This is a genomic window from Variovorax sp. Varisp41, assembly GCF_047325085.1.
Lineage (GTDB): Bacteria > Pseudomonadota > Gammaproteobacteria > Burkholderiales > Burkholderiaceae_C > Variovorax.
Genome location: NZ_CP168540.1, coordinates 5,964,029 through 5,984,197 on the forward strand (window position 1 = coordinate 5,964,029; position 20,169 = coordinate 5,984,197).

Below are 20,169 nucleotides of genomic sequence, written 5' to 3' on the forward strand. Positions count from 1 at the left end.
AAAGTTGTCTTCGGTCCCTTTCGCGTTCTTCGCGAAATCTTTGCGTCCTCTGCGTCCGGCTGCCCGATTTCGACGGTTTCAGTCCGGCGCCACCGTGTGCTGCGCCAGCGCTTCCAGCGCGCGCACCAGCGCCGAGTGGTCCTGCTGCCCGTGGCCCAGTGCCGCGCAGGCGTTCATCAGTTGCGCCGCGCCGGCCGTCTGCGGCAGCGCCACGCCCAGCGAACGCGCGCTCTGCAGCGCGAGGTTCAGGTCCTTCTGGTGCAGCGAGATGCGGAAGCCCGGCGCGAAGGTGCGCTTGATCATGCGTTCGCCATGCACCTCGAGGATGCGCGAGCTCGCGAAGCCGCCCATCAGCGCCTGGCGCACCTTGGCCGGATCGGCGCCGGCCTTGCTCGCGAACAGCAGCGCCTCGCCCACGGCCGCGATGTTCAGCGCCACGATGATCTGGTTGGCCACCTTGCAGACCTGGCCGTCGCCCACGCCGCCCACCAGCGTCACGTTCTTGCCCATCTTCTCGAGCAGCGGGCGCACGCGGCCGAAGGTGCCCTCGTCGCCGCCGCACATGATCGTGAGGCTAGCGGCCTTGGCGCCCACTTCGCCGCCCGAGACCGGCGCGTCGATGTAGCCGCAGCCCAGCGCCTCGATGCGCTGCGCGAAGCCCTTGGTGGCGATCGGGTCGATCGAGCTGCAGTCCACCACGATCTTGCCCTTGCTCAGGCCCGCGGCCACGCCGTCGCGGCCCGGCTCGCCGAACAGCACCTTCTCCACGTCGGGCGTGTCGGGCACCATCACGAACACGATGTCGGCCTGGCGCGCGACCTCGACCGGCGAGGCGCAGATGGTGGCGCGCGAGATGAAGGGCTCGGGCGTGTTGCCGTGCGTGTTCACGAACAGCTGGTGGCCGGCCTCGAGCAGGTGGCCCGCCATGGGCGCGCCCATGATGCCCAGGCCGATGAATCCGATGCGTTGCGATGCTTGTTGCGTCATGTCTGAGGTTTCCTTGAATCTTGTCGTGTCGTCGTTCACTGCGCGCGGGTCAGCGCCTCGCGCCAGCCCAGGCCTTCGACGGTGGTGGCGCGTGGCTTGTATTCGCAGCCGATGAAGCCGTCGTAGCCGAGCGCATCGATGTGTTGGAACAGCCACGGGTAGTTGATCTCGCCCGTGCCCGGCTCGCCGCGGCCCGGGTTGTCGGCCAGCTGGATGTGGCCGATGCGCGCGAAGTGCTTCGTGAGCGTGTTGCCCAGCTCGCCCTCGGTGCGCTGCGCGTGGTAGATGTCGTACTGCACGCGCAGGTTGGCCGAGCCCACCTCGTCGATCAGCGCGATGGCCTGCTCGGTGCGGTTGAGGAAGAAGCCGGGAATGTCGAAGGGGTTGATCGGCTCGATCAAGAGGCGGATGCCCGCCGCCTCGAGCTCGGAAGCCGCGAGGCGCAGGTTCTCGACCACCGTGCGGTGGGCGATGTCGTGGCTCACGCCGGCCGGCACCTTGCCGACCAGGCAGTTGACCTGCGGGCAGCCGAGGGCCGTGGCGTAGTCGATCGCCATCGCGATGCCTTCGCGGAACTCGCCGGTGCGGTCCGGATGGCAGGCGATGCCGCGCTCGCCCTTGTCCCAGTCGCCGGCCGGCAGGTTGTGCAGCACCTGCGCGAGGCCGTTGGCGCGCAGCGCGGCGGTCAGGTCCTTCTTCTCGAAGGGGTAGGGGAACAGGTACTCCACCGCCTCGAAGCCCGCCTTGGCGGCGGCCTCGAAGCGCTGCAGGAACGGCAGCTCGGTGAAGAGCATGGTGAGATTGGCTGCGAACTTGGGCATGGTGTCGTCTTTCAAATCGGGAAGCGGGATCGGAAACCGAACGCAGAAGTCGCGAAGGTTGCGCAGAGGTCGCAGAAGAAAACCAAAAGATGTCTTCGATTCCTTCTGCGACTTCCGCGCGCTTTGGTCTTCCTTCTGCGTTCGGCTGTCCGTATTCGGTTCAGTCCAGCAGCACCGCCGCGACGGCGGTGGGCGCATCGGCCGGCGTCTCCGCGAGCGGCTCGAACTCGGTGATGTTGTCGATCTCGGTGCCCATCGCGATGTTGGTCACGCGCTCGAGCATCACCTCGATCACCACCGGCACGCCGTGCTCGGCCATCAGCGCCTCGGCGCGGCGGATCGCGGGGGCGATCTCTTCCTGGCGGTTGACGCGGATCGCCTTGCAGCCCAGGCCCTCGACCACCTTCATGTGGTCCACGCCGTAGCTGCTCTCGATGCCGGCGTCGGGGCCCGCGTTGATGTTGTCGAAGGCCAGCTGCACGCAGTAGTCCATCTCGAAGCCGCGCTGCGCCTGGCGGATCAGGCCGAGGTAGGAGTTGTTGACCACGATGTGGATGTAGGGCAGCTTGAACTGCGCGCCCACCGCGAGCTCCTCGATCATGAACTGGAAGTCGTAGTCGCCCGAGAGCGCGACGATCTTGCGCGTGGGGTCGGCCGCGCGCACGCCGAGCGCGGCGGGGATGGTCCAGCCCAGCGGGCCGGCCTGGCCGCAGTTGATCCAGTGGCGCGGGTTGTAGACGTGCAGGAACTGCGCCGCGGCGATCTGCGACAGCCCGATGGTGCTGACGTAGCAGGTGTCGTTGTCGAAGTTGTTGTTCATGCACTGGTACACGCGCTGCGGCTTCATCGGCACTTCGTCGAAGTTGGTCTTGCGCAGCATGGTCCTCTTGCGCTCGATGCACGCGTTGGCCCACTCGCGGCGGCTCGGCAGCCGGCCCGCGGCCTTCATCTCCTCGGCCACCTGCACGAACAGCTCGAGCGCGGCCTTGGCATCGGAGACGATGCCGAAGTCGGGCGTGAACACGCGGCCGATCTGCGTGGGCTCGATGTCCACGTGCACGAACTTGCGGCCCTTGGTGTAGACGTCGACCGAGCCGGTGTGGCGGTTGGCCCAGCGGTTGCCGATGCCCAGCACGAAGTCGGAGGCCAGCATGGTGGCGTTGCCGTAGCGGTGGCTGGTCTGCAGGCCGCACATGCCGGCCATCAGCGGATGGTCGTCGGGGATCGAGCCCCAGCCCATCAGCGTGGGGATCACGGGCACGCCGGTGGCTTCGGCGAAGCGCACCAGCAGCTCGCTCGCGTCGGCGTTGATGACGCCGCCGCCGGCCACGATCAGCGGGCGCTCGGCCGCGTTGAGCATCTCGATCGCGCGCTCGATCTGGGCGCGGCTCGCGGCCGGCTTGTAGGGCTTGAGCGGTTCGTAGCTGTCGATGTCGAACTCGATCTGCGCCATCTGCACGTCGAAGGGCAGATCGATCAGCACCGGGCCCGGGCGACCCGAGCGCATCAGGTGGAAGGCCTGCTGGAACACCTGCGGCACCTGGCCGGGTTCGCGCACCGTCACCGACCACTTGGTGACCGGCTTGGAGATCGACTCGATGTCGACCGCCTGGAAGTCTTCCTTGTAGAGGCGCGCGCGCGGTGCCTGGCCGGTGATGCACAGGATCGGGATCGAGTCGGCCCAGGCCGAGTACAGGCCCGTGATCATGTCGGTGCCCGCGGGGCCCGAGGTGCCGATGCACACGCCGATGTTGCCGGCGACGGCGCGGGTGTAGCCCTCGGCCATGTGCGAGGCGCCCTCGACGTGGCGCGCGAGGATGTGCGCGATGCTGCCGCGTTGCCGCAGCGCCGAGTACATCGGGTTGATGGCGGCACCGGGCACGCCGAAGGCCTGCGTCACGCCCTCCTTCTCCATCACCAGCACGGCGGCCTGGACCGCGGTCATCTTTGCCATTGAAAGTCTCCTTAAAAGCTTGGGTCCACTGTAGGAAGCGGGGGGGATTCCAAGAAGACGGCACGGGACCATAAAACCTATTCCATTGCGGAATAAGTGATTAGGATGGCGGCGATCCGAAGGAGTGGCGATGGACCGTTTGCTGGCAATGGAAATGTTCGTGCGCGTGGTGGAGACCGGCAGCTTCTCGAAGGCCGCGCTCGAGTTCCACACCACCCAGCCCACGGTGACCAAGCAGATCGCCGCCACCGAGGCGCGCCTGAAAGTAAGGCTGCTCAACCGCAACACGCGCGGCGTGAGCCTCACCGAGCCGGGCGCGCTCTACTACGAGAAGTGCAAGTCGATCGTGCGCGACGCCGAGGAGGCCGACAGCGTGGTGCAGCTGCGCCAGAACCAGGCCCAGGGCCTGCTGCGCGTCGGCACCTCGGTGGCCTTCGGCCGCCGCGTGGTGGTGCCGCTCGCGCTCGAGTACATGCGCCGGTATCCGCAGGTGCAGATCGACCTGAGCTTCGAGGACCGCTACGTGGACCTGATCGCGCAGGGCATCGACGTGGCGGTGCGCATGGGCAAGCTGGCCGATTCCTCGCTGGGCGCGCGCTACCTGGGCGCCAACCCCTGGGCCATGGTCGCCTCGCCGGCCTACCTCAAGAAGCACGGCACGCCCAGGCGCGCGCAGGACCTCAGCGCGCACGTGGCGCTGATCTACAGCAGCGTGGTGGGCGACGAGTTCTGGCGCATGCACACGCCCAAGGGCGAGCCGGTGACGGTGCCGGTGTCGGGCCGCTTCCGTTCCAACAACCTCTCGGCCGTGCTGGCGGCCGCGCGCGACGGCCTGGGCATCGCGCTGATGCCGCGCTACGTGGCCAGCGAGTCGCTGGCCGCGGGCAAGGTGCGCGCGGTGCTGGCCGACCATGCGCTGCCCGAGCAGGAGATCCACGCCGTCTTCCCGTCGCCCAAGCTGGTGCCGGGCAAGGTGTCGAGCTTCGTGGCCTTCCTGCAGGGGCGCTTCGACGAAGGCTGGTGGGACGCTTGACGGCATCCCTTGCGCCTCAAGCCTTCACGAAAGCCCCGTGCAGCCCCAGCGGCAGGGCATAGGGCAGCGTGGCCTGCGCCACGGGCCCCGCCGCGAGGTGGTCCGCCGCGAAGCAGGACAGCACCGTGCACTTGCGGCCGAAGTCGAGCGAGGTGCCCAGCACCCAGCCCGGCTTCCTGCCGTCGGGCACGAACACATGCTCCTCGACGATCGACTGCGCGCCATGGACGAAGCGCTCGCTGCGGCCGCTCTCGACGTCGGTGCGCGCCACCGCCTGGAAGCCCGGCACGTCGGGCCGCGTCAGCGTGGCATGGATCACCTGCCGATGGCGCAGGCCGACGCGGCGCGGATCGATGCGCGGGAACTCGGCCTCCTGCGGCAGCACCTTCTGCGTGGCCCGGCCGGCGGCCAGGTCGAGCGTGGCGACGGTCAGGCGCGGCTCGTTCTGGCGCACGCGGCGTGCGCGCATCAGCTCGCGGTTGGTCGTGAACACCGATTCGGCGTCCTCGGTGCGCACGTAGTCGATATGGATGCGCGGGCCGCGCGGCGTGTCCTCCTCCCAGGCATTGCCGACATGGAACAGGAAGCCGGCCGGCAGGGTCAGCAGCTGGTGCCGCTCCCAGTCGCGCTTGTCGACCACCAGCGCGCGCATGCCGAGCTCGGGCCGCCAGACATGGGCGTCGAGGAAGCTGGCACCGGCCTCCTTGCGCTTGCCGTCGTAGACCAGCGGCGGCATCAGGAACACCAGGTGCCGCTCGGTCACGGCGAAGTCGTGGACCATCGGCAGGTCGGGCACCGGCACCGCGGCGGCGCGGCGCAGCGTGCCCTCGGGCGCGATCTCGTAGAGCGCGAGCAGGCTCGCGCCCGAGCTCACGCCGAAGTTCCACACCGTGCCGTCGGGGTCGACCTTCGGATGGGCCGAGAACGGCATGCCCGCGAGGTCGGCGCGCCAGGTCTTCAGGCCCAGCGTGTCGAGCGTGCGCGCATCGAGGCGCGTGGCCGAGCCGCCTTCCCACAGCGCCAGCACCTCGCCCTGCAGCGGCAGCACGCTGGTGTTGGCGACGTTCATCGCGTCGGGCGAGGCCGGCGGCTCCGCGCCCGGCGGCACGGTGCCGAAGGCCTCGACCAGCCGGCGCCCGGCGCGCAGCTCGGCCACGCGCTTGGGCGTGGCCACGTAGCGGCCCTGGTGCAGCACCTCGCCGCCCGCGATCGCGAAGCGGTGCACCATGCCGTCGCCGTCGAACCAGTGGTGGTAGCGCTCGCCGCCGAGGTCGTGGCCGGTGGGGCCGACACGGAACAGCGTGCCGGCCACCGCGTCGGGAAAGCGCCCGCGCACCGTGGCGCGGGTCGGCGGCAGGTCGCCGGGCGGGGTGGCGAAGCCGATCTTCCAGGGGGCGTCGGCGGCCTCGAACTGGGCCTGCCAGTTCTCCTCGCCGGCCGCGCCCGCCGCTCGGGCCCAGGGCGCGAGCAGGGGCAGGGCGCCGGTGCCGGCCAGCAGGCGCAGCAGTTCGCGTCGTTGCATGGCGGCCTCCTCAGCGCAGGTGGATGGCGCTCTGCAGGTCGGCGTCGACGCCGATCGCTGCGGCCTCGAAGTCGGGCGCGCCGAGCTTGCCCCTGGCATCGTTCGAGAAGCCGTAGCGCTCGGTCGGCAGGCCCACGAGGTTGGTGTCGAGCTTGCCGTTGCCGTTCTCGTCGGCATAGGCGCGCACGGCATAGCGGCCCGGCGGCAGGCCCGCGAACACCACGCGCGCCTTGCCCTCGCGCAGCGGCAGGCTCTGCGAGGCCAGCGGCTTGCTGGCGCCGAAGCTGGCGGCATCAGCGTACAGCGCGATGTAGAGCGTGGCCTCGGTCGCGGGGCCGTCGGCCACGTTCAGGCTGAGGTCGGCGGCCCGCGCGCTCAGCGGGGCGAAGGTGGCGGCCGTGAGCGCGGCGACGGCGGTCGCGGCGTACAGGGTGCGCGCGGCCGGGCGGGGCAGGAAAGCGAGAAGGTGCATGGCGGTCCTCGTCGTGGTGGATGGAAGACCCGACGATCCCAAAGGCGGCGGATGCTGCCCACCGCCATGCGACGGAATGCGCGAATGCACGCGCGAAATGCGCGAGAGCCGGCGCGAACGGCCGGCGCTCGCTGTGTCCTCAATGCTTGTGAGGATTCTTGCGGCGGCCTTCCTCGCCGTCCGCTTCGGGGGGCTCGTGGCCCGTTCCCACATGCCCCGAATCGGCGAACAGGCTCCACGCCGCCATGAACAGCGCCGCCACCACCGGCCCGATCACGAAGCCGTTGATGCCGAAGATCGCCATGCCGCCGATGGTGGACATCAGCACGATGTAGTCGGGCATCTGCGTGTCCTTGCCCACCAGCACCGGGCGCAGGATGTTGTCGACCAGGCCGATCACGAACACGCCGACGAAGATCAGGATGCCGCCCTGCCAGAAGTGGCCGGTGGCGAGGAAGTAGATCGCCACCGGGCCCCAGATCAGCGCCGCGCCCACCGCGGGCAGCAGCGACAGGAAGGCCATCAGCACCGCCCACAGCAGCGCGCCCTGCACGCCGAGGAACCAGAAGGCCAGCCCGCCCAGCGTGCCCTGCGCCACCGCCACCGCCACGTTGCCCTTGATGGTGGCGCGGATCACGGTGGTGAACTTGTTGAGCAGGTAGTGCGTGTGCGGCTTGGCCAGCGGCAGCGCGTCGCGCACCTTCTTCGACAGTTCGGCGCCATCGCGCACCAGGAAATAGAGCAGATACAGCATCACGAAGAAGCTGACCACGAAGTCGAAAGTGTTCTGCCCGATCGCCAGCGCCTGGCTCGCGATCAACTGGCTGCCCTGGCCGGCGATGGCCGAGATGCGCGCCTGCCAGGCGGCCGCGTCGCCGAGGTTGAAGCGCTCGACGAGGTTGAGCAGCCACTGCGGCGTGGCGGCCAGGATCTGCTGGAAGTAGGCCGCGAAGTTGATCTGCCCCGAGCGGATGTTCTGCGTGACCAGCGCCACTTCCTGCACCAGCGATACGCCGATCATCGCCAGCGGCAGGATCACGATCACCAGGCAGATCGCGAGCGTGGACAGCGCCGCCGCGTTCGGCTTGCCGCGCATCTTCCTGAGCAGCCACTTGTAGAGCGGCGTGAACAGGATCGCGAGCGCCACGCCCCAGAGCACCGCGCCGAAGAACGGCATCAGCACCCAGAGGAAAGCGACGGTGACGACGGCGAGCAGGGCGAGGAACACGCCGCGCTGGAGTTGGGGAGAATTCATGGTTGTCCCGGACTGTAGCCGAGCGCGCCGGGCCGCTTTTGTAGTCGCCGGCCCCTTCGTGCGCCCTCGCCAGCGGCCGGCGCGGACCTAATGCACGGTTCTCAGCGCTTGGCGCGCGGCAAGGCCACCGGCGCCAGCGTGGCGCGCAGCCGCGCCGAGGCATCGGGTTCGGCGCTGGCTTCGACCTCGAGTGCGCGCTCGACGTTGCCGATGTGCGCCAGCATCAGGCTGCGCGCGCGCGGCCGGTCGCCGTTCTCGAGCGCGGCCACGATCGCCTCGTGGTCGGCGCAGGACTGGCCGGCCTCGTGCTTCGACTGGTAGAGCGTTGCCGCGAGCGTGGTGCGCGCCGTCAGGTCGCGCAGCACGTCGACCAGCAACTGGTGGCCGAGCTGCTCGGCCAGGCAGACGTGGAAGTCGGCCAGCAGGAAGGCGCGGGTGGCGGCATCGGCGCCTTCCACCGCGCGCTGCTCGTCGGCGATGTGGTCGCGCAGCTTGCGGATCACCTTCGCCAGCGGCCGGCCCTCGGGCTCCGAGAGGATGCCCGACTCGATGATGCGGCGCGCGCGGAAGGCGTCGCGCGCCTCCTCGGCCGAGGGCTCGACCACGTACCAGCCGCGGCGCGACTGCACCTCGACGAAGCCGCGCGCCTGCAGCTGCATCAGCGCCTCGCGCACCATGGTGCGGCTGACCGCGAAGTTCTCGGCCAGCGCCTGCTCGCCGAGCCGCTCGCCGGGCGCGAGCTTCTGCGCGAGGATCGCCTCGACCACGCGCTCGGCGATGACGGTGGGGCTGACTTCGGTGGTGCTCATCGGTGGCGGCGGTGGCTTGCTTCAGTGGCGTTCGAGGGCGGCGCCGGCGGGCGGCGCGCCGGATTCTGCCAGCGCCGGCTCGAGTGCCGGTTCTTCGGGCGCCACGCGGCCGTCGAGCACCGCATGGGCGCGCTCGCGGTCGATGTCGCCTTCCCAGGCGGCGATCGCCACCGTCGCCACGCAGTTGCCGATCAGGTTGCCGAGCGCGCGCGCGATGCCCATGAACCAGTCGACCGACAGCACCAGCACCAGCCCGATCGCGGGAATGGCCGGAATCGCATGCAGGGTGGCGGCCAGCACCACGATCGCCGAGCCCGGCACGCCGTGCGCGCCCTTGGAGGTGACCAGCGAGATCGCGAGGATCGTCAGCAGGTCGGTCATGGTGATCGGCGTGTTGGTGGCCTGCGCGATGAACACCGCCGCCAGCGTGATGTAGATCGAGAAGGCGTCGAGGTTGAACGAGTAGCCGGTGGGGATCACCAGGCCCACCGTCGAGTCGCGGATGCCCATGCGGCGCAGCTTGGCCATGATCTGCGGCAGCACGCTGTCCGACGAGGTGGTGGCGAACACGATCGCGAGCTCCTCGCGCAGGTAGCGCAGCAGCTTCCAGAGGCTGAAGCCCGACATGCGCATCACGAAGCCCAGCACCACGAACACGAACAGCAGCACCGCGAGATAGAACAGCGCGATCAGCATGCCCAGCTGCTTGAGCGAGCCCAGGCCGTACTGGCCCACCGTGAAGGCGATCGCGCCGAGCACGCCCAGCGGCGCCAGCTTGATGAGGATGCCCATGATCTTGAACAGCACCAGCGAAAGCGCGTCCACCACCACCGCCACCGGCTTGCCGCGCTCGCCGAGCAGCGACAGCGCGCAGCCGAACAGCACCGCGAACAGCAGCACCTGCAGCACATCACCGGTCGCGAAGGCGTTCACCACCGTGGTGGGGATCAGCTTCATCAGGAACTCGACCGTGCCGCCGCTCGTGAGCTTGTCGGCATTGGAGGCATAGGCGCTCATCGCGGCCGGGTCGAGCTTGCCCGGATCGACGTTCATGCCCACGCCGGGCTGGAACACGAAGGCCAGCACCAGCCCCATCGCCAGCGCGATGGTGGTGAGCACCTCGAAGTAGATCAGCGCCTTCACGCCGACGCGGCCCACGCGCTTGAGGTCGCCCGCGCCGGCGATGCCATGCACCACCACGCAGAAGACCAGCACGGGAATGATCATCTTGATCAGCTTGATGAAGCCGTCGCCCAGCGGCTTGAGCTTGACGGCGAACTGCGGGGCCACGAGGCCCAGCACCACGCCGATCAGCAGGGCGAGCACGACCTGGCCGAACAGGGAGCGGGTGAAACGACGCATGGAAATCTCCTGTGTTATTTGCATGCAAGTCGTCGGAAATCTTGCATACAAGCAATGTAGGCAAGAAAGGGCCCGGGCTGGCAGAGGGTATTCCCGGGCCTGTGGGAGCCCTTTCTTCAGGCGCCGGCCCCATGAAAAATGCCCCGCGCGAGCGGGGCATCGGGCCTGGAAGCGGGGTCCGCCTACTTCGCGGACAACAGGAACACCTGCTGCGTCGGGTCGCGCTGCAGCCGCGTGGCGTTGCGCGTGCTCGCGAAGGCGATGACACCGCCCGAGGTCACGGGCCAGGTGTTGATGCCGGTGCCTTTCAGCAGCGTGCCGGTGTCCCAGCCCGCGGGCTTCCTGTAGACCGCCGTCATCACGCGCCAGCGCCAGTCGGCCGAGCGCGAGTCGAACCAGACCGCGCGCACCGAGCCGTCCTTGTCCACACCCAGGCGCGGGCGCTGGCTCATGGTGGTGGGCTCCGCGGCCAGCACCGTGGGGGCCGAGAAGGTCGCGCCGCCGTCGCCCGACACCGCCGCGAGCACCGCGATGTTCTTGCCGGCCGGCTCCTGCTCCTTGCTTTCCCAGGCCACGACCAGGTCGCCGTTGCCGCCGAAGATCACGTCGGGATGGCGATCGGCGCGGTCGGTGGCGCCGAGGCTCACGGGCGTCTTCCAAGCGCCGGCCGCATCGCGCACCGCGACCTGGACCTGCCAGTCGTCGGGATTCGAGCCGTCGCCGTAGGCGGCGGCGCCGGTCCACAGCGGGTCCTGGTCGTTGCGGTTGTCCTGCCAGGCCACGGCGACCCGGCCGTCGGCCGCGACCGTCAGGTTCGGCAGCACCGAGGCCGGGTAGTGCGGCGAGCGCGTGTCGTCGAGCACGCCGGCGTCGACCGACTTGCCGGCGCGCGAGAGGTTGCGCGGCTGCGCGTCGGTGCCGACCTCCTGCACCATGATGTCGAAGGGCTGGTCGGCCCGGATCTCCTGCCAGGCCAGCACCGGCTTGCCGCTCGCGGCCACGGCGACGTCCGGATGCTCGGCACGGCCCTCGAGCGCGCGCACGGTGTCGGTCGAGGCCCAGGTCGCGCCGCCGTCGGCCGAATGGCGCAGGTTGATGACCGGGCGGTGCGGCACCTGCACCGCGTCTTCCTCCCAGGCCACCCAGACGTCGTTGCCGCGCACGGCCACGCGCGGGAAGCGCGCCTGGCCCTTGCCGCTCAGCGTCTGGCCGGCATCGTTCCAGGCGCCCTTGGCGTCGCGGCGGCGGTAGACCACGGTGCTGGTGGCATCGCCATGCATCTCGGTCACGATGTGCGTCACGCCGTCGGCGGTCACGAGGTCGGGGAAGCCGGCGAAGTCGCCGCGCGCACCGGCGACGCGCAGCGCGCCGTCGGCCACGCTGTCTTCCTTCGGCACGGCGATCTCGGCCTTGGCCTCGACCGGGGCGGGCGACACGAAGATCGGCGACACGGCCGCCTTGAGCTCCATCGCGGGCGCGGCCGGCGGAATCGGCACGTTGATGCCGCGCACCTCGACGCGGTACCAGTCGGGCTGCGAGCCGGCGGTGATGTCGACCGTGTAGGTCTCGTCGTCGCGGGTGGGCTTGAAGGTCTTCATCGGGCCGGCGCTCTTGCCGGGCATGCGGAACAGCAGCACGTCCATGCCGGCGGCGCGCTGCACGCCGATGCGCAGGTGGCCGGTGGTGCCCGCGGGCACGAAGACCTCGTCGCCGCTCATGGCGGTGTAGCCGCCGCCCTTGAGGTCGGTGGTCATCGAGACGCCGGGGCCGGTCGGGTTGATCGACAGGCTGGTGTAGCCCGCGCGCAGCGCCTCGAGGATGCCGCGCTCGTTGTAGCCCTTGGCCAGCACCTTGGTCACCGGCATGCCGGGGCTGTTGAGGTAGGGCGCGCCCCAGTATTCGCGGAAGTGGTTGTCGCTGGCGCCGGCCACGCCGAAGCGGAAGCCCGCGTTCCAGCGGTTCTCGGCGTAGTCCATCTGCTTGTCGGGGCTCTTCGAGCGGTTCCAGACCTCGACCAGGTTGACGCCCTGCACGTTGGCGTTCACGTTGGGCGAGCCGTCGGCATTCGTCTCGCCGTCGTCGGCATGCGCGACCGACCAGATGGCGCCCTGCGCGTGCGCATCCCAGACCGACTGCTGGACCAGCGCGAACTGCGCGCGGTCCGGATGCATGGCGCCTTGCTCCACCGAGTCCACGCCGCCGAGCGCGATGGCGTGCGGCTTGCCGTTGGCTTCCTCGCCGCGGATCAGCAGCAGCGAGGACGACTCCCACAGCGGGTCGTAGTGCTGGTCGTAGGTGCGGTGGTCGGTGAAGGGCACGAAGTCCAGGCCGGTGCGGCCGGCCTGGCCGATCTGGTCGGCCAGCGAGAGGTTGCCCTTGGCCTTGTCCTTGTTGAGCTGGCGCGGCGCGCTGCCGTCGTCCGAGTGGTCGTCGTGCACGTGGGTGTCGCCCTTGAACCAGGTGCCCGTGGGCGCGGCGTTCGCGGCCAGCGAGAACTTCGCCACCACGTTGCGCGCCTGGTCCATCGTCAGTTCGCAGGCCTCGGTGCCTTCGCAGGCGCCCTGCCAGCCGTCGAAGACCGAGCCGCGCGCGGCGGTCGCGATGAGCTTGACGCTCGCACCCTCGGCGTAGTCGGCGCTGCAGTCGGCATGGCAGGCGAGCGTGGTGTCGAGCGACTCCACGTCGCCGCTGCCGTCGCCCTGCACGCTCACGGCCGCGGCATGGCGGACGTTCGGGTTGTCGGGCGTGCCGGCGCCGCCGGAGCCGCCGGAGTCACTGGAACCGCCTGTGCCTTGGCCGGCGGGCGGAGGAAGGAAGGCCAGCCCGCCGTTGCCCGAGCCTCCCCCGCACGATGCGAGGAAGACTGCGCAGGCCACCGCGAGGAAGCGTTTGGAAAAAGACTGGGGCGTCGTCAACACCATGAACCTCTGGAAGTAGGGACGGGTTCCGCCATGCAGGGCTGCGCGGTCGGAGGGCGCCGTCGAAGTGAGAACCAAAGGATGTGGTTTGCTCGTTACATCGCCATGAAAAATGTTCAGCCTAATTTCTTCATAAGATAAAGAAAACTCAAAGACGCGTGGCTCCGTGCGCCGCCAGCAGCGACTGGATCGTCGCGCGCAGCGTCTGCGCATCCACCGGCTTGTGCAGCAGCGGCCAGCGTGTGGCGCGCGCCTCGCGCAGGGCCTCGGACGAGGTCTCGCCGGTGATGAAGACCACCGGAAACTCGCCATGGATCTCGCGCATGCGCGCGACCAGCGCCGGCCCGTGCTCGTTGCCGCGCAGCCGCAGGTCCGCGATCAGCAGGTCGGGGCAGCCTTCCTCGTCGAACAGCGCCGCCGTGCCGGCGACATCGAGGGCCGTGCGCACCTCGAGCTTCCAGGCCTGCAGCAGGGTCGTCATGCCGCGCACGATGTCGGGCTCGTCGTCGACGAGGTAGATCCTCGGCCGGCTGCCGGCCACGGCCTCGAGCGCGACGGCCATCGGCGCCGGCGCGGCCGCGGCAACGGGCGGCGGCGCATCGTGCACGCCCGGCATGCGCACCTCGAAGCGGCTGCCGGCACCGAGCCGCGATCGCACCGAGATCCGCGCGCCGATCAGCGTCACCAGCCGCTCGACGATCGCCAGCCCCAGTCCCACCCCCTGGCTGCGGTCGCGTCCCGCGTTGCCGAGCTGGTAGAACTCCTCGAAGATGTGCGCGTGCTCCGAGGCGGCGATGCCCTTGCCGCTGTCCTCGACCACGAGGACGGCGCACAGGCCGTCGTGCCGCAGCCGCACGCGCAGCCCGCCGCGCTCGGTGTACTTGATGGCGTTGTCGATCAGGTTGCGCGCGATGCGCAGCACCGCGGTGGGATCGCTCTCGAGCGTGACGGGCTGCAGCTCGCGCTCGAAGTACAGCCCCTTCTTCGCGGCGGCCGCCTCGAATTCGGCACAGACGTTCGCGATCACCGCATCGAGCGCGAAGCGCTGCCGCGCCGGCACGTAGTGGCCCGAGGACAGCTGCGACAGGTCGAGCAGTCCGTGCAGCAGCGCACCGAGCGAACGCACGAGCTGGTCGATGTGCGTGGCGACCTCGTCCAGCGTGGCCGGCGTGGGGCTCGTGGCCAGGATCGCGCTGTAGACCGACAGCGCATGCAGCGGCTGGCGCAGGTCGTGGCTCGCCGCCGCGAGCACGCGCGTGCGCGCCAGCGCCGCGGCCTCCGCGCGCGTGACCGCCGCGTTGACCTCCGCATTGCTGCGCTCGAGGTGGCGCACCATCTCGTCGCGCTCGCGCCGGATCGCCACCGAGCGCGTGAGCAGCTTCTCGTTCTCGTTGGCGGCGAACAGCAGCGCGAGCATGTAGGCGAGCGTCATGACGATGGTCGCCAGCAGGTGCTCGGGATGCAGCAGCACCCAGGCGGTGGAGGTGGGTACGAGGATGGCGGCTGCGTAGACGCCGGCGAGCAGGCGCGAGGAGATCGAGACCGCGACCCCGATGGCCGGCAATGCCACCAGGATGAAGGTCAGGAAGGTCTGGTTCAGCGCGCTCAAGTCGGGCTTGAACAGCGGCAGCATCACGCCGGCCTCGGCGCCGGCCAGGAAGGCCAGCGCGACCTGCTGGCGCAGGGCCTTGCGCAGGTCGAGGCGGGAGAGCCGCCGCAGCAGCTGCCAGGCATGGGCGGCGCGCGCGCCCTCCATGCAGAGCACCGCGACGGCCCACAGCGCGAACTCGATGAGCGGCACCTGCGGCAGCAGCACGAAGGCGGAGCCACCGACCAGCAGGGCCTGCACCAGCGGAATGCGCAGGGTGACGCGTGCATGCAGCTCGACGAACTCCCGCAGCAGCTCGCGCTGGAACGAGGCCTCGGCCGCGGGGTCGTGGGTGGCTGGCACGCTGTCCCCGGGGCCGGGTCAGCAGGGACGCGGCAGGTCCAGCAGGCCGAGCCGGCTCGCGGTGATCACGGCCTCGGTGCGGTTGTGGACGTCGAGCGCCTCGAACAGCCCGCGTATGTATTCCTTGACGGTGTATTCGGAAAGCCGCAGCTCGCGCGCGATCGCCTTGGTCGGCAGGGCCCGGGCCAGGCCGCGCAGCACGTCGACCTGGCGCGGGCTCAGCGCGGGAAGCTCGTGCGCCAGCGCGATGGTGTTCAGCACCTCCTGCGGCAGGTAGATCTGGCCGGCCAGCACCCGGCGCAGCGCCCGCGTCAGGGTCTCGGGCGGCATGCTCTTGGGCACGAAGCTCATGGCGCCGGCATCGATGCAGGCCCGCACGGTGGCGAGGTCGCTGGTGGCCGACACGATCACCACCGCGACGTCGGGCGCGGCTGCCTTGAAGGCGGTGAGTGCCTCATGGCCGCGTTCGCGCGCGAGCGTGAGGTCGAGCAGGCAGACGGCGAGATCGGGGTGTGCGGCGACGGCGGCCGTCGCCTCGCGCAAGGTGGCGGCCTCGTAGACCGCCGCGCCGCTCTCCATGCTGGCGAGCAGCAGACGCAGACCCGCACGGAACAGTGCGTGGTCGTCCACGACAAGAATCTTCATCTTGTACCTCTCCCTGCGCCGGGCCGGAGCTGGCTCTGCGGCCGCGTTTTTACACCATCGCAGGGCCCGATCGGGCGCGGCCCCCTCGCAAGAGGGGATGTTTTCCGGGGGGCTAAAAACTATGGTCGGGGCATGACGCTCAAGCGCCTTCATCAACTGCTGCGTGTGACCTCGCACCTGCTGGACCAGGCGGCCGCCGATGCCCACAGGACCCAGCTGCACCCCCTGTCCACCAACATCGAAAGAATAGGCCGCGCGCTGATCGAGGTGCTCGACGTGCAACGGCAGATCCACATCGCGCACCCCGAACTCAGGCCGCGGTCGCTGGCGGCGCCGGCACGCGAGCGCGATGCCATCCTTCTGTTCGCGCGCTGCATGGCGGAGGCGCTCGAACTCGAGGAACGCGGCGAGACCCAGGCCGCGATCGCGACCTACGAATGGTTCCTCGGCAATTCGCGCTCGCTCTCGCGGCGGGCCATCGCGCAGGCGCAGATCCGGCGGCTGTCCTCGTCGGCGGTCCCGGCGCGTTGAGCGCCCCGGGCCCTCAGTGGCGGGTGGCGGGGTTCTCCGCTTCCTGCCGCAGGCGTTCGGCTTCCCGCGCCAGCGCGACGATCTCGACGATCTCGCGCAGCGCGAGCCGCCCGGTCAGTTCGGCCTCGCCGGCCAGCACGCTCTGCAGTGCCTCCCGGCCCTTGGCGCCGGTCAGCCAGGCGGCCGCCGACGAGATCGATCCGCCACCGAAGCGGACCTTCAGCGCCTTGCCCGCGGCGTGGCTGATCCGCACGAACTCCTCGTGGTTCGTGGCCGCCGATGCCTGGCGCACCACCAGGCAGAAGGCTTCGAGCTTGTCGGTTTCGGTGCGCAGGCGGCGGGCCTTCGCTTCGCTCGGTGCGATGGGCCCCAGAAGCACCGGTTCCGAGGCTTCGGTGAACAACCGGATCTCGCGGCCTTCCGCCCATCCGGCATCGCCGCGCGACAGCACCTCGACCGGCCGGCCCTGGGCCTGGGTCGCTCGCTCGGCGGCGGCGCGCGCTTCGTCCGCCCGTGCCGCAGGCCATGCGAGCAGCGGCGAGTCCGGCGTGCCATGCACCGCCCACCGGCCCGCGGCGTTGAGGCAGCGCGCATGGCTGTCTTGCCGTTCGGCGGCAGGCGACGCCGAGGGGTGATCCGCGAGGGACAGGAACAGGTACTGGGTGGGCGGCATGGGAGCGGACTTTTCGGACAAGGGCCCGATTGTCCCCTCGTCGTCCCCTCGTTGCCTTCGCGTGCTACGCCGCCTTGCGCTCCTCGGACTTCCTGGCCGGCGCCGCCTTCGCACGCGTCGTCTTCTTCGCGGCCGCCTTGCCCGCCTTGGGCGCCGCGCGCGCACCCTTCTTCGCGGCGGCCCCCGCCTTCGCGCCCTTGAGGCTTCGCGTCAGCAGCTCGGTCAGGTCGATCACCTTCGCGCCCGGACCCGGTGCCTCTTCCTCGGGCTCGACCACCGTCTCGGTGTCGCCGGCCTTGACCTTCTTCTCGACGATCTTCATCACCGCGTGCTTGAACTCGTCCTTGAAGTCCTCGGGGTCCCAGGCGCCCGACATGTCCTTGACCAGCTGCTCGGCCATCTTCATCTCGGCCGGCGTGATCTTCGCGCTCCTGGTGCCTTCGGGCGGCAGCTCCAGCCCCTCGGTCGACTTCACCTCGTCGCCCCAGCGCAGCAGGTTCAGCACCAGCACCTTGCCCGAGGGCACGAGCACGGCCAGGTGCTGCTTGGTCGAGATCACCACCTTCGCGAGCCCGACCTTGCCGGTCTTCACGAGCACCTCGCGCAGCAGCGCATAGACCTTCTGGCCCTTGTTGATCGGCGCCACGTAGTAGGGCCGCTCGAGGTAGACGAAGGGAATCTCGCCGGCGTCGATGAAGCGCTCGATCTCGATGGTCTGCGTGGTGCGCGGAAAGGCGGCCTCGATCTCGGCCGGCGAGACGATCACGTACTTGCCGTCCTCGTACTCGACGCCCTTGACGATGTTGTCGCGGTCGATCTCGCGGCCGGTGCGCTTGTTGATGCGCTTGTAGCCCACGGGGTCCATGCTGCGCTTGTCGAGCCAGTCGAAATCCACGCCCTGCTCGCTGCTCGCGGTGTGCAGGCCGACGGGGATGTGGACCAGGCCGAAGCTGATCGCGCCTTTCCAGAGGGTTCGGGTGCCGGTGGCCATGGGCGTGACTCCTTGCCGGCTCGAAACGCAGCCGGTTCATGGCCGCACCATGCGCGCGGCTGCGGCCGCGGCTCGTAGGAGACCGGCGGCCGATCGCGTCGGGCCGTTGCCGCGGTGATCAGCCGGCCATGGCCAGCACCACCCGGTCGCGCCCCTGCGACTTGGCGCGGTAGAGCGCCTCGTCGGCCTGCCCGAGCATGTCGTCGATGTCGGCGCCCGGCCATTGCGGCGCCACGCCCACGCTGACGGTGAACGAGCCCACCGCGGCCAGCGGCGAATCGGCCGGGAAGGCCTGGCGCGCGCCATGGCGCAGTTCTTCGGCCAGCGCGGTGGCCTCGTCGGTGCTGGCTTCGGGCAGCATCACGACGAACTCCTCGCCGCCGTAGCGCCCGAGCACGCCCTGGCCGCCCAGGCTGCGCTGCATGCGCCCGACCGCCTCGCGCAGCACCGCGTCGCCGGTCTGGTGGCCGAAGCGGTCGTTGATCGACTTGAAGTGGTCGACGTCGATCATCAGCAGCGCCATGCGCCGCGGCGCCGAGGCCTCGCGGCCGGCCGTGCCGAGCTGGGCCTGGCAGGCGTCGAGCAGCGCGCGCCGGTTGAGCACGCCGGTCAGCGGATCGTGGGTGGCGAGGAACTCGAACTCCGAGTGCATGCGGTCGGTGGCCATCAGGATGGCGCCGATCGACAGCAGCAGCACGGTGAAGGAATACATCGAGATGTAGATCGACTGCAGCAGGGTCGCGTCCATCAGGCCCACGCCGGCCATGCCCAGCAGCGCCGACACCAGCCGCGCCAGGGCCACCAGCGACTGCAGCAGCAGCAGCACGATCATCAGCCGCATGCCGAGCACGCGGCCGCGGTTGCGGATGTAGAGCAGCGCGTGGTTGAAGAACAGGGCGGCGACCAGCGCCGTGACGATCACCAGCCGGATCTCGTAGTCGGGCTTGAACTCGCTGAACCAGAACAGCGCGCAGGCCATCACCACGGTCAGGCCGTGCCAGCCGGCGGTGTCGCTGCGGCCGTGCAGGAAGCGCTGGCTGCCGGCGTAGTAGAGGAGGCAGGCCTCGAACAGCACCACGTTCGCGACCACGATGGTGATGAAGTCCGGCAGCACGTCGCGGCCGGCGAACAGCAGGGTGCTGACGAAGGCCACCAGCGGCGCCCAGGCCCACTCGCGCAGGCCCTGGATGGTGGCCGGGTAGCTGCGGCGCATGAAGAACACGACCACCGACATCACGACGCCCATCAGGCCCGCCAGCATGATGACGGAACGGGGATCGAGAACGGAGGGCAATGCAGCCATGGGACCGGATTCTGCATTGCCCCGCACGGCCCGTGCCGGCGCGGGGCTGCGGGAGAACCCTGGGCGCGGCCCGATCTTCAGGAACGCGCGCTCAGAGCATCGCGAAACCGCCCGAGGCGCCCAGCGTCTGGCCGGTGACGAACAGCGCCCGGTCCGAGGCCAGGAAGGCCACCACGCCCGAGACGTCCTCGGGCCGCGAGAGCCGGCCCACGCCCTTGGCGATCGGGTAGACGTTGAGCATCTTGGGCAGGCGCTCGTCGTTCTCGACCGTGGCGTCCACGCGCAGCGGGCCGTCCTTGATGCCGGCGTGCGAGACCGCGCCCAGCGCGATCGAGTTGACCGTGATCGCGTGCCGGCCGTGCTCGCGCGCCAGCGCCTTGCCGAAGCCGGCGATCGCGGCCTTGGCGCCCGAGTACACCGCCATGTTGGCCTCGCCGATGCGCCCGGCCTCCGAGATGATGTTGACGATGCGCCCGCCCTTGCGCGCCACCATGCCCGGCAGCACGGTGCGGCAGCAGTGCATGGTGCCGTAGACGTTGAGGTTGACGATCTTGGCCCAGTCCTCGATGGGCATGTCGAGGAAGGGCGGCGTGCGCCCACCCTTCTCGCGGCGCTCGGGAATGATGCCGGCGTTGTTGACCAGCACGCTGACCGGCGCGTCGAAGTGCGCCGTGCCCCTGGCGACCATGGCCTCGACCTGGTCGGCGCGCGTGATGTCGGCCGGCGCCGCGAGGGCCTGGCCGCCGGCGGCCGCGATCTCGGCCGCCACCGCTTCGGCGCGCTCGGCGAACAGGTCGTTGACGATGACGCGCGCGCCCTCGGCCGCGAGCTCGATGCAGATCTGGCGGCCGACGCCCTGGCCGCCGCCGGTGACCAGCGCGACCTGGCCTTCCAATCCGAGTTTCATGGGATGCGTTCCTTGTCTTGTAGGGGATGGGGAAG

The 20,169-nt window shown here is 70.0% G+C and carries 17 protein-coding genes; 2 read left to right on the top strand and 15 right to left on the bottom strand.

Annotation, left to right across the window (positions count from 1 at the left end; translation table 11 throughout):
* Positions 1-78 precede the first annotated feature (78 nt).
* From ACEN9J_RS27720 to gcl, 3 genes are all read right to left on the bottom strand, one after another.
* Positions 79-987: a 2-hydroxy-3-oxopropionate reductase gene (locus ACEN9J_RS27720; protein ID WP_057591560.1), complete on the bottom strand. Its 909-nt coding sequence runs from the start codon at positions 985-987 to the stop codon at positions 79-81.
* A gap of 35 nt (positions 988-1,022) precedes the next feature.
* Entirely contained in the window at positions 1,023-1,808 is a 786-nt protein-coding gene (hyi, locus tag ACEN9J_RS27725; RefSeq protein WP_296741790.1) for a hydroxypyruvate isomerase, read from the bottom strand.
* A gap of 160 nt (positions 1,809-1,968) precedes the next feature.
* Complete coding sequence (gene gcl / locus ACEN9J_RS27730) at positions 1,969-3,762, bottom strand: glyoxylate carboligase (protein WP_057591558.1); 1,794 nt, start codon at positions 3,760-3,762, stop codon at positions 1,969-1,971.
* Between the two features lie 130 nt (positions 3,763-3,892).
* Here gcl and ACEN9J_RS27735 point away from each other — a divergent pair, with 130 nt between their 5' ends.
* The gene (locus tag ACEN9J_RS27735; RefSeq protein ID WP_057591557.1) at positions 3,893-4,795 is read left to right on the top strand and encodes a LysR family transcriptional regulator; all 903 of its coding nucleotides are present in this window, start codon (positions 3,893-3,895) and stop codon (positions 4,793-4,795) included.
* 16 nt (positions 4,796-4,811) lie between these two features.
* On the opposite strand, the gene ACEN9J_RS27740 is transcribed toward ACEN9J_RS27735, so the two are convergent.
* The 8 genes from ACEN9J_RS27740 to ACEN9J_RS27775 all read right to left on the bottom strand — a co-directional run bounded on the left by ACEN9J_RS27740 (position 4,812) and on the right by ACEN9J_RS27775 (position 15,729).
* Positions 4,812-6,317 (bottom strand): carotenoid oxygenase family protein, encoded by a 1,506-nt coding sequence (locus ACEN9J_RS27740; RefSeq protein WP_413762601.1) that lies wholly within the window; start codon positions 6,315-6,317, stop codon positions 4,812-4,814.
* A gap of 10 nt (positions 6,318-6,327) precedes the next feature.
* Positions 6,328-6,789 (bottom strand): DUF2141 domain-containing protein, encoded by a 462-nt coding sequence (locus tag ACEN9J_RS27745; RefSeq protein WP_413762602.1) that lies wholly within the window; start codon positions 6,787-6,789, stop codon positions 6,328-6,330.
* A 139-nt stretch (positions 6,790-6,928) separates the two neighbouring features.
* Complete coding sequence (locus ACEN9J_RS27750; RefSeq protein ID WP_057591555.1) at positions 6,929-8,044, bottom strand: AI-2E family transporter; 1,116 nt, start codon at positions 8,042-8,044, stop codon at positions 6,929-6,931.
* 101 nt (positions 8,045-8,145) lie between these two features.
* Positions 8,146-8,853, bottom strand: coding sequence for a GntR family transcriptional regulator (locus tag ACEN9J_RS27755; protein ID WP_057591554.1), 708 nt, complete (start codon positions 8,851-8,853; stop codon positions 8,146-8,148).
* A 21-nt stretch (positions 8,854-8,874) separates the two neighbouring features.
* The gene (locus tag ACEN9J_RS27760) at positions 8,875-10,215 is read right to left on the bottom strand and encodes a C4-dicarboxylate transporter DctA (RefSeq protein WP_413762603.1); all 1,341 of its coding nucleotides are present in this window, start codon (positions 10,213-10,215) and stop codon (positions 8,875-8,877) included.
* Positions 10,216-10,397: 182 nt separating this feature from the next.
* Complete coding sequence (locus ACEN9J_RS27765) at positions 10,398-13,133, bottom strand: CehA/McbA family metallohydrolase (RefSeq protein ID WP_413762604.1); 2,736 nt, start codon at positions 13,131-13,133, stop codon at positions 10,398-10,400.
* A 148-nt stretch (positions 13,134-13,281) separates the two neighbouring features.
* Positions 13,282-15,084, bottom strand: a complete 1,803-nt coding sequence (locus ACEN9J_RS27770; RefSeq protein ID WP_413762605.1) for an ATP-binding protein — start codon at positions 15,082-15,084, stop codon at positions 13,282-13,284.
* Between the two features lie 18 nt (positions 15,085-15,102).
* A complete protein-coding gene (locus tag ACEN9J_RS27775; protein ID WP_064262213.1) occupies positions 15,103-15,729 on the bottom strand; it encodes a response regulator transcription factor in 627 nt (208 codons plus the stop codon).
* A gap of 132 nt (positions 15,730-15,861) precedes the next feature.
* Between ACEN9J_RS27775 and ACEN9J_RS27780 the strand changes: the two genes are divergently transcribed.
* A complete protein-coding gene (locus ACEN9J_RS27780; protein WP_296724993.1) occupies positions 15,862-16,260 on the top strand; it encodes a hypothetical protein in 399 nt (132 codons plus the stop codon).
* A 13-nt stretch (positions 16,261-16,273) separates the two neighbouring features.
* Here ACEN9J_RS27780 and ACEN9J_RS27785 read toward each other — a convergent pair whose 3' ends face one another.
* From ACEN9J_RS27785 to ACEN9J_RS27800, 4 genes are all read right to left on the bottom strand, one after another.
* Positions 16,274-16,933 (bottom strand): hypothetical protein, encoded by a 660-nt coding sequence (locus ACEN9J_RS27785; RefSeq protein WP_261210770.1) that lies wholly within the window; start codon positions 16,931-16,933, stop codon positions 16,274-16,276.
* A gap of 64 nt (positions 16,934-16,997) precedes the next feature.
* The gene (locus ACEN9J_RS27790) at positions 16,998-17,924 is read right to left on the bottom strand and encodes a Ku protein (protein WP_057591547.1); all 927 of its coding nucleotides are present in this window, start codon (positions 17,922-17,924) and stop codon (positions 16,998-17,000) included.
* 118 nt (positions 17,925-18,042) lie between these two features.
* Positions 18,043-19,227, bottom strand: coding sequence for a GGDEF domain-containing protein (locus tag ACEN9J_RS27795; RefSeq protein ID WP_082321711.1), 1,185 nt, complete (start codon positions 19,225-19,227; stop codon positions 18,043-18,045).
* Positions 19,228-19,318: 91 nt separating this feature from the next.
* Positions 19,319-20,134 carry an SDR family NAD(P)-dependent oxidoreductase gene (locus tag ACEN9J_RS27800; RefSeq protein WP_413762606.1) on the bottom strand — a complete coding sequence of 272 codons (816 nt, stop codon included), beginning with the start codon at positions 20,132-20,134 and terminating at the stop codon, positions 19,319-19,321.
* Positions 20,135-20,169: the final 35 nt, after the last annotated feature.

Excerpts from the sequence above, each read along its gene's own strand:
- gcl (WP_057591558.1), bottom strand. The coding sequence starts at position 3,762 with ATGGCAAAGATGACCGCGGTCCAGGCCGCCGTGCTGGTGATGGAGAAG.
- hyi (WP_296741790.1), bottom strand. The coding sequence starts at position 1,808 with ATGCCCAAGTTCGCAGCCAATCTCACCATGCTCTTCACCGAGCTGCCG.
- ACEN9J_RS27760 (WP_413762603.1), bottom strand. The coding sequence starts at position 10,215 with ATGCGTCGTTTCACCCGCTCCCTGTTCGGCCAGGTCGTGCTCGCCCTG.
- ACEN9J_RS27750 (WP_057591555.1), bottom strand. The coding sequence starts at position 8,044 with ATGAATTCTCCCCAACTCCAGCGCGGCGTGTTCCTCGCCCTGCTCGCC.
- ACEN9J_RS27720 (WP_057591560.1), bottom strand. The coding sequence starts at position 987 with ATGACGCAACAAGCATCGCAACGCATCGGATTCATCGGCCTGGGCATC.
- ACEN9J_RS27790 (WP_057591547.1), bottom strand. The coding sequence starts at position 17,924 with ATGGCCACCGGCACCCGAACCCTCTGGAAAGGCGCGATCAGCTTCGGC.
- ACEN9J_RS27780 (WP_296724993.1), top strand. The coding sequence starts at position 15,862 with ATGACGCTCAAGCGCCTTCATCAACTGCTGCGTGTGACCTCGCACCTG.
- ACEN9J_RS27795 (WP_082321711.1), bottom strand. The coding sequence starts at position 19,227 with ATGGCTGCATTGCCCTCCGTTCTCGATCCCCGTTCCGTCATCATGCTG.
- ACEN9J_RS27740 (WP_413762601.1), bottom strand. The coding sequence starts at position 6,317 with ATGCAACGACGCGAACTGCTGCGCCTGCTGGCCGGCACCGGCGCCCTG.
- ACEN9J_RS27745 (WP_413762602.1), bottom strand. The coding sequence starts at position 6,789 with ATGCACCTTCTCGCTTTCCTGCCCCGCCCGGCCGCGCGCACCCTGTAC.
- ACEN9J_RS27800 (WP_413762606.1), bottom strand. The coding sequence starts at position 20,134 with ATGAAACTCGGATTGGAAGGCCAGGTCGCGCTGGTCACCGGCGGCGGC.
- ACEN9J_RS27735 (WP_057591557.1), top strand. The coding sequence starts at position 3,893 with ATGGACCGTTTGCTGGCAATGGAAATGTTCGTGCGCGTGGTGGAGACC.
- ACEN9J_RS27755 (WP_057591554.1), bottom strand. The coding sequence starts at position 8,853 with ATGAGCACCACCGAAGTCAGCCCCACCGTCATCGCCGAGCGCGTGGTC.
- ACEN9J_RS27775 (WP_064262213.1), bottom strand. The coding sequence starts at position 15,729 with ATGAAGATTCTTGTCGTGGACGACCACGCACTGTTCCGTGCGGGTCTG.
- ACEN9J_RS27785 (WP_261210770.1), bottom strand. The coding sequence starts at position 16,933 with ATGCCGCCCACCCAGTACCTGTTCCTGTCCCTCGCGGATCACCCCTCG.